5 protein-coding genes and 2 pseudogenes are annotated in these 12,714 nt (G+C 66.9%); 1 reads left to right on the forward strand and 6 read right to left on the reverse strand.

Annotated elements, in window-relative coordinates:
- Positions 1-2: 2 nt before the first annotated feature.
- The 5 genes and pseudogenes from narJ to AB5S17_RS14655 all read right to left on the reverse strand — a co-directional run.
- Positions 3-707, reverse strand: coding sequence for a nitrate reductase molybdenum cofactor assembly chaperone (gene narJ / locus AB5S17_RS14635; protein WP_369240609.1), 705 nt, complete (start codon positions 705-707; stop codon positions 3-5).
- Positions 707-2,233, reverse strand: a complete 1,527-nt coding sequence (gene narH / locus AB5S17_RS14640) for a nitrate reductase subunit beta (RefSeq protein ID WP_369240611.1) — start codon at positions 2,231-2,233, stop codon at positions 707-709. The genes narJ and narH overlap by 1 nt, the downstream gene beginning before the upstream one ends.
- Complete coding sequence (locus AB5S17_RS14645; RefSeq protein WP_369240613.1) at positions 2,230-5,973, reverse strand: nitrate reductase subunit alpha; 3,744 nt, start codon at positions 5,971-5,973, stop codon at positions 2,230-2,232. Before AB5S17_RS14645 ends, narH begins: the two co-directional genes overlap by 4 nt.
- A 13-nt stretch (positions 5,974-5,986) precedes the next feature.
- Positions 5,987-7,393: pseudogene (locus AB5S17_RS14650) on the reverse strand (NarK family nitrate/nitrite MFS transporter); the annotation flags it as partial.
- A 225-nt stretch (positions 7,394-7,618) separates the two neighbouring features.
- Positions 7,619-8,872: pseudogene (locus tag AB5S17_RS14655) on the reverse strand (nitrate/nitrite transporter); the annotation flags it as partial.
- A 237-nt stretch (positions 8,873-9,109) separates the two neighbouring features.
- On the opposite strand from AB5S17_RS14655, the gene AB5S17_RS14660 reads away from it, so the two are divergent.
- The gene (locus AB5S17_RS14660; RefSeq protein ID WP_369240615.1) at positions 9,110-9,808 is read left to right on the forward strand and encodes a helix-turn-helix domain-containing protein; all 699 of its coding nucleotides are present in this window, start codon (positions 9,110-9,112) and stop codon (positions 9,806-9,808) included.
- A gap of 129 nt (positions 9,809-9,937) precedes the next feature.
- Here the strand turns inward: AB5S17_RS14660 and AB5S17_RS14665 are convergent, their stop codons facing one another.
- Positions 9,938-12,436 carry a plasma-membrane proton-efflux P-type ATPase gene (locus AB5S17_RS14665; protein ID WP_369240617.1) on the reverse strand — a complete coding sequence of 833 codons (2,499 nt, stop codon included), beginning with the start codon at positions 12,434-12,436 and terminating at the stop codon, positions 9,938-9,940.
- Positions 12,437-12,714: the final 278 nt, after the last annotated feature.

Raw genomic sequence — 12,714 nt, forward strand, 5'->3', positions numbered from 1 at the left:
CCTCAGGCCGCGCTGTGGGTGACGTCGCGCCTGGCGGCGCGCAGGCGGGTCTTCAGCCGGTCGGACGAGCAGCCGTCGAGGGCCTCGCCGGGGCCGAAGCCGACGGCGGTCTCCTCCCAGGCCGCGTCGAGCGCGGCGAGGTCGTCGAGCGTCTCTTCCGGCTCCGGGCTTTGCGGGGCGGCATGGCCCTCCCCGGCCAGCTGGCGGAGCGCGGCGAAGATTGCGGCATAGGCGCTGTCGCGCCCGGCCAGCCGCTCCTCCAGCAGCGCCAGGATGTGCGCCGTCTCGCCGAGCAGCGCCCGCGCCTCGGGCAGCGGCCGCGTCGACAGGAACTCCAGGAACAGCGGCAGGTAGTCCGGCAGCTCGCTGGCCGTCATCATCAGGCCGCCGGCCTCGTAATGGCCGATCAGGTCGACCATCGCCTGCCCGCGGTCACGGCTCTCACCGTGAATGTGCTCGAAGAGATGCAGCGACAGGCGCCGCGTCTTGTCGAAGAGATCGACATAGGCGGCCTGCAGGTCGAAGAGGTCGCCGTCTTCGAGTTCGTTCAGCAGCCGCTCGAGGCCGTAGCGCATGGCCGGATCGACCAGTTCCTCCGAGCGGATGACGGCGTAGATCTCGCCCGCCGCCCCCTGCAATTCGAGCGACGGATAGGAAAGGAGCGCCGACAGCGCCTTGAACGTCCGGGCGGGGTTGTTGCCGGCCATCATGCGATCTCCATCGGGTTGGAGGCCTTCTTCGGCTTCCTGGTGCCGAAGAGGTTGGTCTCGGTGGCGCCGCCGGAGCAGCCGTTGCCGAAGGAGAAGCCGCAGGAGCCGCGAAGGTCGTAATTGTCCTCGTTCCACTCGCGGTGCGCCGTCGGAATGACGAAGCGGTCCTCGTAGTTGGCGATCGCGAGATAGCGGTACATCTCCTCGATCGTTTCGCCGGTGAGACCGACGCGGCCCGCCAGCGCCTCGTCGAGGCGTCCGTCGATCGTCTTCGCCCGCATGTAGCCGCGCATGGCGAGCATGCGCTCCAGCGCCAGCGCCACCGGCTCCTCGTCCCCGGCGGTCAGGAGGTTGGCGAGGTATTGCAGCGGGATGCGCAGCGAACGCACGTCCGGCATCTCGCCGTCGACGCCCATCTTGCCGGCGGCGGCGGCCGACTGGATCGGCGAGAGCGGCGGCACGTACCAGACCATCGGCAGCGTGCGGTATTCGGGATGCAGCGGGAAGGCGATCTTCCAGTCGATCGCCATCTTGTAGACCGGCGAGCGCTTCGCCGCCTCCAGCCAAGCGTCCGGCACGCCGTCGGCCCGGGCTTGGGCGATGACCGCCGGATCGTTCGGGTCGAGGAAGAGCTTCAGCTGCTCCTCGTAGAGGCTCTTCTCGTCCGGGGCGCTCGCCGCGGCCTCGATGCCGTCGGCGTCATAGAGGATGACGCCGAGATAGCGGATGCGGCCGACGCAGGTCTCCGAGCACACGGTCGGCTGGCCGGCCTCGATGCGCGGATAGCAGAAGATGCACTTCTCCGACTTGCCCGAGGACCAGTTGTAGTAGATCTTCTTGTACGGGCAGCCGGAGACGCACATGCGCCAGCCGCGGCACTTGTCCTGGTCGATGAGGACGATGCCGTCCTCCTCGCGCTTGTAGATCGCGCCGGAGGGACAGACCGCCGCGCAGGCCGGGTTGAGGCAGTGCTCGCACAGCCGCGGCAGGTACATCATGAAGGTGTTCTCGAACTCGCCGTAGATCTCCTTCTGGACGCCCTCGAAGTTCTTGTCGGCGGAACGCTTCTCGAACTCGCCGCCGAGGATCTCCTCCCAGTTCGGCCCCCATTCGATCTTCTCCATCCGCTGGCCGCTGACGGCCGAGCGCGGACGCGCGGTGGGGAAGGCCTTGGATTCCTTCGCCGTGTGCAGATGCTGGTAGTCGAAGGTGAACGGCTCGTAATAGTCGTCGATCTCCGGCAGGTCGGGATTGGCGAAGATGTTGGCGAGGATGCGCCACTTGGCGCCCATCCTCGGCTCGATCCTGCCGTTCGCCTTGCGGCTCCAGCCGCCGTTCCACTTGTCCTGGTTCTCCCACTGCCGGGGATAGCCGACACCAGGCTTGGTCTCGACATTGTTGAACCAGGCGTATTCGACGCCTTCGCGATTGGTCCAGACGTTCTTGCAGGTGACCGAACAGGTGTGACACCCGATACACTTGTCGAGGTTCAGCACCATTGCGATCTGAGCGCGGATCTTCATTCTGCGGCCTCCAGGGGAGCTTCGCTGTTCAGCGGGTCTTCGAGCCAGTCGACGTTCGCCATCTTGCGCACGACGATGAACTCGTCGCGGTTCGCGCCCACGGTTCCGTAGTAGTTGAAGCCGTAGGAAAGCTGAGCGTAGCCGCCGATCATGTGGGTGGGTTTGAGGACGGTGCGGGTGACCGAGTTGTGGATGCCGCCCCGGTTGCCGGTGAGTTCCGACCCCGGCACGTTCACGATCTTCTCCTGGGCGTGATACATCATCATCATGCCCTGCTTGATGCGCTGCGAGACGACCGCCCGGGCGGTCAGCGCGCCGTTGGCGTTGAAGACCTCAACCCAGTCGTTGTCGACGATGCCGGCCTCGCGGGCGTCCTTCTCAGAGATCCAGACCACCGGCCCGCCGCGGTTCAGCGTCAGCATCAGGAGGTTGTCGGAATAGGTGGAGTGGATGCCCCACTTCTGGTGCGGGGTGATGAAGTTGAGGGTGATCTCCTTGTGGCCGTTCGGCCGCGCGTCCCGGACCGTGTGCACGGTCTTCAGGTCGACCGGCGGCTTCCAGGTGACGAGTTCCTCGCCGAACGCCCGCATCCAGAGATGGTCCTGGTAGAGCTGCTGGCGCCCGGTCAGGGTGCGCCACGGAATCAGCTCGTGGACGTTGGTGTAGCCGGCGTTGTAGCAGACCGTCTCGCTCTCGATGCCCGACCAGGTCGGCGAGGAGATGATCTTGCGCGGCTGGGCCTGGATGTCCCGGTAGCGGATCTTCTCGTCTTCCTTCGGCAGGGCAAGATGGGCGTGCTCGCGGCCGGTCACCTTCGACAGCGCCTCCCAGGCCTTCACCGCGACCTCGCCATTGGTCTCCGGCGCCAGCGACAGGATCACCTCCGCCGCGTCGATGTCCGTCTCGATCTTCGGCCGGCCCTTCGCAGACCCGCTCGGCTGAACGCCGTTCAGCGCCGCCAGGCCTGCCACCTCGTGCTCGGTGTTCCAGGAGATGCCCTTGCCGCCATTGCCGGCCTTGTCGAGGAGCGGACCCAGCGACGTGAAGCGCGCATAGAGGTTCGGATAGTCGCGCTCGACGACCGCGACCGACGGCATGGTGCGTCCGGGGATCGGATCGATCTCGCCGCGCGCCCAGTCCTTGACGTCGAAGGCCTGGCCGATCTCACCCGCCGTGTCGTGCAGGATCGGCGTGAGCACGACGTCGGTTTCGGCGCCCAGCACTTCCGGCGCCACCTCGGAGAAGGTCCTGGCGAGGCCCTTGTAGATCTCCCAGTCCGACCGCGCTTCCCAGGCAGGATCGACCGCTGCCGACAGCGGATGGATGAAGGGATGCATGTCGGAGGTGTTGAGGTCGTTCTTCTCGTACCAGGTGGCCGTCGGGAGCACGATGTCGGAGTAGACGCAGGTGGTCGACATGCGGAAGTCGAGCGTGACCAGGAGGTCGAGCTTTCCTTCCGGCGCCTTGTCGTGCCAGACGACCTCCTTCGACTGCCCTGCCCCGGCGTCGCCGAGGTCCTGCTGCAGCACGCCGTTCGTGGTGCCGAGCAGGTGACGCAGGAAGTATTCGTGCCCCTTGCCCGACGAGCCGAGGATATTGGAGCGCCAGACGAACATGTTTCGCGGCCAGTTCGCCGGATCGTCCGGGTCGTGGCAGGAGAGTTCCATTTCGCCGGACTTCAGCGCCTGGGCGACGTAGTCCTTCGGCTCCAGCCCGGCCTCCTTGGCCTTCTTCGCGATGGTCAGCGGGTTCTGCTTCAGCTGCGGGGCCGACGGCAGCCAGCCCATGCGCTCGGCGCGCACATTGTAGTCGATGAAGCTGTCGTTCCAGTCGCCCTCCGGCGCCGTCGGCGAGACGATCTCGGCCGCCGTCAGCGTCTCGTAGCGCCACTGGTCGGTGTGGGCGTAGAAGAACGAGGTCGAATTCATCTGCCGCGGCGGGCGCGACCAGTCGAGCCCGAAGGCGAGCGGCAGCCAGCCGGTCTGCGGGCGCAGCTTTTCCTGGCCGACATAGTGCGACCAGCCCCCGCCCGACTGGCCGATGGCGCCGCAGAACACCAGGAGATTGATGATCCCCCGGTAGCTCATGTCCATGTGGTACCAGTGGTTCAGCCCGGCGCCGAGGATGACCATGGAGCGGCCGTTGGTCTTCTCGGCATTGGTAGCGAATTCCCGCGCCACGGTGACGATGGCATCGCGCTTGACGCCCGTGATGCGCTCGGCCCAGGCCGGCGTGAACGGCACGTCGTCGTCATAGCTCGTCGCGACGTTCTCGCCGCCGAAGCCGCGGTCGAGGCCGTAGTTCGCCATCATCAGGTCGTAGACGGTGGCGACGCGGATCGTCTCTCCGTCGGCGGTCCGGACGGTACGGACCGGCAGGTTGCGGGTCAGAACCTCGCCGTGCTGGGTGGCGACGAAGTGCTCGGTCGCGCGGCCGCCGAAATAGGGGAAGTCGACCGCGGCGATCTCCGCCCCCTCGCCCGCCAGCGTCAGCTTCAGGCGGATGTCGCGGCCGGAGCCGTCCTTCTCCTCGAGGTTCCACTTGGCATCCTCGCCCCAGCGGTAGCCGATGGAGCCGCGCGGCGCGACGAGTTCGCCCGTCGCCTCGTCGATGGCGACGGTCTTCCACTCCGGATTGTTCGCCTCGCCGAGGCCGCCGGCGATCTCGGAGGCGCGCAGCATCCGCTCGGCCACGGTGCGGCCGTTCTTCTCAACGAGCCGCACCAGGAACGGCATGTCGGAGTAGCGCCTGAGATAGTCGTCGAAATAGCCGACCTGCCGGTCGAGATGGTACTCCCGCAGGATGACGTGGCCCATGGCCAGCGCCAGCGCCGCGTCGGTGCCCTGCTTCGGGTTCAGCCAGATGTCGGCGAATTTCGTCGCCTCGGCATAGTCCGGGCTGACGACGGCGCTCTTGGTGCCCTTGTAGCGGACCTCGGTGTAGAAGTGCGCGTCCGGCGTGCGGGTCTGCGGCACGTTGGAGCCCCAGACGAGCAGGAAGCCGGCATTGTACCAGTCGGCCGATTCCGGCACGTCAGTCTGCTCGCCCCAGGTCTGGGGCGAGGCCGGCGGAAGGTCGCAATACCAGTCGTAGAACGACATGCAGGTACCGCCGAGCAGCGAAAGATAGCGCGAGCCGGCCGCGTAGGAGACCATCGACATCGCCGGGATCGGTGAGAAGCCGATGATCCGGTCTGGGCCGTGCTTCTTCGCGGTATAGGCGTTGGCGGCCGCGACGATCTCGTTCACCTCGTCCCAGGTCGAGCGGACGAGCCCGCCATGGCCACGGATCGAGATGTAGGAGTGGCGCTTCTCCTGGTCCTCGACGATCGAGGCCCAGGCTGCGGCCGGCGGCAGCGTCCGGCGCGCCTCGCGCCAGAGCTTCAGGAGCCGGCCGCGCACCATCGGATATTTCACCCGAGCGCCGGAATAGAGGTACCAGCTGTAGGAGGCGCCGCGGGCGCAGCCGCGCGGCTCGTGGTTCGGAAGGTCCGGCCGCGTGCGCGGATAGTCGGTCTGCTGCGTCTCCCAGGTGACGATCCCGCCCTTGACGTAGATCTTCCAGGAGCACGAGCCGGTGCAGTTCACTCCGTGGGTGGAGCGGACGATCTTGTCGTGGCTCCAGCGCTTGCGGTAGCCGTCCTCCCAGGAACGGTCCTCGTTGGTGACGATGCCGTGGCCGTCGGAGAAGCTCTCCTGTTCCTTGCGGAAGAAGGTCAGCCGGTCGAGGAAATGAGACATCTCGTGTCCCTCCTTATTCTGCGGGCGCGAGCGGGGCGTCGGGCGCGGCCTTGCCGTGCTCGATGTCGTGGAGATGCCCGCCCTTGCGTGTGTAGAGAGCCCAGGTCAGCGCGACGCAGGTCGCGTAGAAGGCCATGAAGCACCACAGCGCCGCCTCCGGGCCGCCGGTGAAGGCGATGGAGGTGCCGTAGCTCTTGGGGATGAAGAAGGCGCCGTAGGCGGCGATCGCCGAGGTGAAGCCGATGATCGCGGCCGATTCCTTCTCCGCCTGGCGCTGCTTGGCGGCGGCGTCGGCCTGCGGCATCAGCCGGTCCATGTCCTTGCGCATGATCGCCGGGATCATCTGGAAGGTGGAGGCGTTGCCGACGCCGGTGGCGAAGAACAGCACCATGAACATCGCGAAGAAGCCCCAGAAGGCGCCCGGGTGGTCCTTCACCGACAGGAAGTAGAGGACGCCGCCGACCGCCGCGATCATCGCCACGAAGGTCCAGAAGGTGACGCGGCCGCCGCCCCAGCGGTCGGAGACCCAGCCGGTGAGCGAGCGCGACAGCGCGCCGACGAGGGGCCCGAGAAAGGCGAAGGCGAGCGCGTCGACGGCCGGGAACTGCGTCTTCATGAGCAGCGGGAAGCCGGCGGAATAGCCGATGAAGGAGCCGAAGGTGCCGGTATAGAGCCAGCACATGGCCCAGTTGTGCTTGCGCCTGAAGATCACGGACTGTTCGGCGAAGGAGGCCTTGGCCGAGGCGATGTCGTCCATGCCGAGCCAGGCGGCGATGGTCGCGACGAGGAGGAACGGTACCCAGATGAAGCCGGCATTCTGCAGCCAGAGCGGCGCGGCGCCGGCTTTGACCGCCTGCGGATCGCCGACGACGGCGGTGAAGACGCCGGCGGTGATGACCAGCGGCACGACGAACTGCACGACCGAGACGCCGAGATTGCCGAGCCCGGCGTTGAGCGCCAGCGCGTTGCCCTTCTGGCGCTTCGGATAGAAGAACGAGATGTTCGCCATCGAGGAGGCGAAGTTGCCGCCGCCGAGGCCGCACAGCAGCGCCAGGGCCGCCATCACCCAGTACGGCGTCGTCGGGTCCTGCACGGCATAGCCGATGCCGACCGCCGGGATCAGCAGCGAGGCCGTCGTCAGCGTCGTCCAGAGGCGGCCGCCGAAGATCGGCACCATGAAGGAGTAGAAGATCCGCAGCGTCGCGCCGGAGAGCCCCGGCAGGGCCGCGAGCCAGAAGAGCTCGCCGGTCGAGAACTGGAAGCCGACGAGCGGCAGCTTGGCGACGACGACCGACCAGACCTGCCAGATCGCGAAGGACAGGAGCAGCGCCGGGATCGAGATCCACAAATTGCGGGCGGCGACATGGCTGCCCTTCTCCTGCCAGAAGCTGGGGTCCTCCGGACGCCAGTCGGTGAGAACGTGCGAAGACATCGGTATCGTCCTTGCTGTGCTGTGATGGGTGGAAAAGGGGCGCCGGACGGTGAAGATCCGGCGGAAAGGCTTGGGCCGCTCGTCCTATTCCGCAGGAGCGATCCGGCCGGTCGGCACCTTGCCGGCGCCGGTGCCGGGCACAGGAGCGGGATGCGGCGCGTCCGGCACGTCGCTGAGAGACGTCTCCCCGGCGAGCTGCGGATACCTGCGCGCCTCCATCCGGCGGATCGCGACATGCATCCAGATCATCGAGACGAAGACGATCGCGAAGAGCAGCATGAAGCAGCTCGTCCAGACGCCGGTGAGGTCGTTGAGGGCACCGAAGCCGATCGGCAGCACAAAGCCGCCGAGGCCGCCGATCATGCCGACGAGGCCGCCGACCGAGCCCACATGGCCGGGATAGTAGACCGGGATGTGCTTGTAGACGGCGGCCTTGCCGAGGCTCATGACGAAGCCGAGGAGGATGGTGACGGCGACGAAGAGCGGCAGGCCGATCCCGAAGGAGAAGGCGATGGGCCCATGGATGCCGGCGACGACGTACTGCGTCTCCGGATAGCTGAGGACGAACAGGCAGAGGAGCGCGACGGCGAAGGTGAGATACATCACGCGGCGGGCGCCCCAGCGGTCCGACAGCCAGCCGCCGAGCGCCCGGAACACCGAGCCCGGCAGCGCATAGGCGGCGGCGAGCATGCCGGCGGTGGCCAGCGGCAGGTGATAGGCGCCGACATAGTAGCGCGGCAGCCAGCTCGCGAGCGCGACGAAGCCGCCGAAGACGAAGAAGTAGTAGGTGGCGAAGCGCCAGACCTGGAGGTTCTTCAGGGGTTCCAACTGCGCCAGGGCCGAGACCGGCTTCTCGCCGCTCTGGCGGCGGGCGGCATGGGCGGGATCGTCCTTGGAGAAGAGGAAGAAGGCGACGGCGACGATCGCCAGGATCACGGCGTAGATCTGCGCCGTCTCCTGCCAGCCGAAGGCCAGGACCAGGAACGGCGCGCCGAAATTGGTCACCGCCGCGCCGGCATTGCCCGCCCCGAAGATGCCGAGCGCCGTGCCCTGCCGGTCCTTCCCGTACCAGCGCGAGACATAGGCGACGCCGACGATGAACGAGCCGCCCGCCAGCCCGACGCCGAGCGCCGCCACGAGGAACATCTCATAGGTGTGGACGAAGGAGAGCAGGAAGCAGGCGAGCGCCGTCGTCAGCATCTGCAGGGTGAAGACCAGCCGGCCGCCGAACTGTTCGGTCCAGATACCGAGGAAGATGCGGCTGATCGAGCCGGTGAGGACGGGCGTTGCGACGAGCAGGCCGAATTCGGTCTCGGTGAGGCCGAGCTCCTGCTTGATCCTGACGCCGAGGATCGAGAAGATCGTCCAGACGGCGAAGCATGTGGTGAAGGACAAGGTGCTGAGGCCGAGTGCCCGCGCCTGATCGCCGGAGGTGACCCCCTTTGCCTGCTGTGTCCTTTCCCCCATCGCCGCGCCCTTCCTCGTCAGCTTCTGATGACGGGCGGACCCTGGCCGTGGGCACGAAGCTCTCCCTTGATCGAAGTCAAAACTTCCAAGATTTATGACCTTCACGACAGAAGATTGACCTGGACCAACCAATAATGAAGTAAATTTACCTCGTGTGTTTGACTTTGTTTTTCTGTGCGATTGATAAACGTCAAGCGTTCTGCAACATGCATCGCGGATCGCGAACAAGGGGATTCCATGCGGCCTGAAGACGTCAGCGAGGTGCGGGCGCTCGCGCTGTTTCGTGACATGCGCGACACGACGTTCGAGACGCTGTTGCAGGCGAGCTTCCTGCAGCGCTTTCCGCCGGGCGTGGTGCTGATCCGGGAGAACGAGAGCGCCGACTTCCTGCACGTCGTCATCGAGGGCGGCGTCGAGATGTTCGCCGCCTCCGGGGGGCGCGAGACGACCATCAGCTTTGAGCGGCCGGTGAGCGCCTTCATCCTTGCGGCGGTGCTGAAGGATCAGGTCTATCTGCAGTCGGCTCGGACCGTGGAGGCATCCCGGATCCTGATGATCCCGTCGGCGAGCGTGCGCCGCGCGATGGACGCGGACCCGGCTTTCATGGCGGCGGTCGTCGCGGAACTGGCGACAGCCTATCGCAGCGTCGTCAAGGACCTGAAGAGCCAGAAGCTGAGAACCGGCGCAGAGCGGCTGGCCAACTGGCTGCTGCGGCTGGAGCGCGAGCAGAACGGCCAGGGCCATGTCGAGATCGACGTGGAAAAGCGGCAGCTCGCCGCGCGGCTGGGCATGACGCCGGAGAACCTGTCGCGCGCTTTTGCGGCGCTGAAGGCGCATGGCGCCGCCGTACGGGGCATGCGCGTCGAGTTCACCGACCGCGCCGCGCTCGCGGCCTTCGCGCAGCCGGATCCGCTCGTCGACGACGAGCGGTCCTGAGTGTCATCGGAAGAACGCTGCGGGAAATCGGCGCCGTCCCGGGACCGGCGCGCCGTCGTGCAGCCACTCGCGGGCGGAGCCCTCGGGCTCCCGCCTCACCTGCCATCGCCAGGTGGAACGCCCCGCCCGTCAGTGGGCGGAGACGTGTCTTTCCGTTTGCTCGGCAGGCTTCGTCTGATGATTCGCTGCATGGTCGAGCAGACGCCGCACCGCCAGTGCGAGCAGGCTTTCGACCGGCAGCCAGGCCAGCGCATAGATCCAGACGCCCGCTGCATAGGTCCAGCCGATCGGCGTGACGAACAGGCCATAGACCGCGATGAGCGTGCCGAGGATCTGCGTCGCCTCGCAGGTCAGGAACAGGCGGGCCGAGGGCCACGGCCTGTTCCAGAACCAGCGCTTGTTGCGCGTGACGTAGATCGTCAGGTGCCCGGCCACCAGGAGCTTCAAGAAGATGATCGTCTGGATCACGCCGCGCGGCAGATGCATGACGGTGTCGACATACCAGAACAGCAGGAAGGTCTCGACGACGCCCATCAGCCCGAGACAGGCGGCGATGGTCAGAACGCGGGGCATCTCCCAGCGGACCGGCTTCTCCGCGACCTCCGCGTTGTCGTAGGCGATCATCATGATCGGGAAGTCGTTGAGGACCGCCAGAAGGACGATCATGATCGCGGTGACCGGATAGAAGTCGAAGATCAGGATCGACAGCGTCATGAACATCAGCACGCGAATGGTCTCGGCGATGCGGAACGTCGCATAGCTCGTCATCCGCTCGAAGATCCGCCGCGCCTCCTCAATGGCCGAAGCGACGACCGCGAGCCCCTGGCCGGTCAGCACGACGTCGGCCGCGGCGCGGGCCGCATCCGTCGCCCCGCTGACGGCGATGCCCGCATCCGCCTGCTTCAATGCCGGCGCGTCGTTCACCCCGTCGCCGGTCATCGCGACGATATGGTTGCGGGCCTGCAACGCCTGGACGATCTTGAACTTGTGCTCCGGGAGGACGCGGGCGACGCCGTCGGCTCGCTCGATCTTGGCCGCGACATCGCCGTCCGAGCCGCCGTCGAAGACGCGGTCGGCCGACACGACGTTCGCGCCGAGGCCGAGCCGGCCGGCGATCTGCCGCGCGATGGCCTCGTGGTCGCCCGTGATCATCTTGACCGACAGGCCCATCCGCTCCGCCGTGGCAATGGTGGCGGCCGCGTCGTCGCGCGGCGGGTCGAAGATCGGGATCAGGCCGAGGAAGCGCCAGACGTCCTTGCCGCCGGGGCCCTCGCCCGAGTCCTGCCGAGCCACGCCGAGCGCACGAAAACCCTGCGCGGCAAGGCCGACGACATCCGCTTCGATCCGTCGGCGGTCCGTATCGTCGGGCTTCGCCAGATCCAGGATGACCTGTGGCGCGCCCTTGCTGAACAGAACGGTCTGCCCGTCCAGCGTGGCTGCGGCCTGCGTGCGCTTCGAGACCGGATCGAACGGCGTGAACGATCCGACCGTGTAGTCGGACTGACGAGCCTTCCCGACCGGGGCCGCCAGAACGGCCTTGTCGATCGCGTCCGGATCGTCCGCATTGCTCGCCAGCCGCGCCGCCAGCAGGACCTCGTCCGGACTGACGCCGGCTTCCGGGCGAACGTCGGCGAGCGTTAGTTCGTTCTTCGTCAAAGTTCCCGTCTTGTCGGCGCAGAGGACGTCGACGCCCGCCAGTTCCTCGATCGAGACGAGGCGGGAGACGATGGCCTTCATCGCCGCCAGCTTTTCGGCGCCGACCGCCATGGTCACGGAAAGAACCGTCGGCAGCGCCACCGGGATAGCCGCGACCGTCAGGATCAGGCAGAACTGCAGCGTCTGCCAGAACGGCGCCTGGCGGAAAAGCGACACCAGGATGATCAAGGCGACCAGCGCGATCGTCGTCAGGATCAGGAAGTTGCCGATATTCAGCACCGCCCGCTGAAAGTGCGAGCGGTTGTCCGCCGACTGCACGAGTTCGGCGGTCTTGCCGAAATAGGTCTTCATGCCAGTGGCGCTGACAATGCCGGTCATCTCGCCCTGCTTGATGACCGAGCCGGAATAGGCGGTCTCGCCGAGCTTCTTCTCCACCGGCAGAGACTCGCCGGTCAGCGCGGATTCGTCGGCGCTCAGATAGTCGCCCTCGGCCAGCGTCATGTCGGCAGGCGTCACATTGCCGATCCGCAGCCGCACCACGTCGCCCGGCACGAGGTCTCGCGCCGGGAGCGTCTGCCACCGGGCGTCGCGCAGGACCCGCGCCGTCAGCGCAAGGCGCTGCTTCAACGCGTCGATGGCGCTCCCCGCCTTGCTTTCCTGCCAGAAGTCGACACCCGCATTGACCAGAAGCATGGTCACGATGATGGCGAAGTCCGCCCAGTTCGAAAGGGCTGCGGAGAGGACCGCCGCAGCTTCGATCATCCACGGGATCGGCCCCCAGAAGTAGCGGGCCAGCCGTTCGATCGTGCTGACGCTCTTCTCGTTCAGCGCGTTCGGACCGTAGTGCGCCAGGCGGTCGGCGGCTTCGGCTGCAGTGAGACCGGTCCGGATATCGGTCTGGGGCACCGCCCCGTCCGGCCGCTCCGCATCGCCGGACGGAGCACGCTTGGGTGCGGACATGACAGCGACCATCACGCTGCTCCTTTCCAATCTGATCGGCGTTTGGGCAGACCAATGGTCCTGCTCCTTCGGCGGCTGGAAGCTGCCAGAGCGCAGGGCGATTGCTTTGATCGCCGTCAAAGCCGATCATGAGGATTTCGTCATGTTCCGGCGTCCCGCCGGCGATCCTCGCAGGCGCCGCGCCTGCCCCGGCGCTGCCACAGGCTGCAGCCCGGCCCCGCGCGCCGGGCCGCGGCCTCACCGCCGTGAAGTTCCGCCGTCGTCTGTCCGGGCTCTGCGAAATCGTTCGG

Source organism: Jiella sp. M17.18, assembly GCF_041027365.1.
Lineage (GTDB): Bacteria > Pseudomonadota > Alphaproteobacteria > Rhizobiales > Rhizobiaceae > VKMB-3413.